Here is an 870-nt window from a genome sequence, read left to right on the forward strand (position 1 = left end):
AGTAGCTAACTCTTTAGACTTATGATGAAGGAAGTTCTTACGTTGGTTCGCTACTTTTTCATGTAACTTAGCTACACGGATACGTTGTTTATTCCAACGAATAGAACCTTTTGTTCTTCTTGATAATACTCGTTGTGCCTTTGCTAATCGGTCTAACTTTTCACGATAGAACTTAGGATAATTGGCTCTCTCATCCTCAGAACTGACGTATAATCGATCCATCGCAAAGTCTAATCCAACAACTATTTCTAATTCTTTTTGTACAATCTCTTTTTCGTATTCAGTCAAGATAGACACATAGTATTTACCAGTAGGTGTCATAGAAATCGTACATGACTTGATTATATGGTCTTGTGGTATTTCTCTATGCTGTTTAATACGTACCATTTTCAGTTTTGGCAATTTGATATGACCGTTAAGCAACATAATATTTCCGTTCACTACATTCGTTGTATAAGACTTTCTGTCTTTTTTGCTTTTGAATGTTGGGAAGTCATTTTGACCACGAAAGAAATTCTTATAGGCAGTTTGCAAGTTTAGTTGAGCATTTGCCAAAGCTAATGAATCAACTTCTTTTAACCACTCAAATTCTGCTTTGTATTTTGCAGGAGTGGGAAGCTTTTGTTTCCTTAGTTGATCCTTATCATCTTTATGTTTTTCATACGCTTCTTTCCGTTCAGCTAACATTCTGTTATACACGAAACGTACACAACCGAAGGTTTTACGCATAAGATGTGCTTGGTCTTCTGTTGGATACAAACGGAATTTATATGCTTTATTCTGCTTTGTCATATCATTTCACCTCACTTTTCACCTTGATTTTCAATATATTTTTTTACTACGTCTATTGATGAACCACCAGTAGTTAGT

The 870-nt window shown here is 34.8% G+C and carries 1 protein-coding gene; it reads right to left on the reverse strand.

What is annotated here, in order from left to right; genetic code table 11:
- Positions 1–792, reverse strand: a 792-nt coding sequence (locus GFJ36_RS10550) for an RNA-guided endonuclease TnpB family protein (RefSeq protein ID WP_157349552.1), incomplete at its 3' end; no start/stop codon positions are given.
- Positions 793–870 lie beyond the last annotated feature (78 nt).

This window comes from Bacillus sp. EE-W1 (genome assembly GCF_009760835.1).
In the GTDB taxonomy this organism is placed as follows: Bacteria; Bacillota; Bacilli; order Bacillales; family Bacillaceae_G; genus Bacillus_A; species Bacillus_A wiedmannii.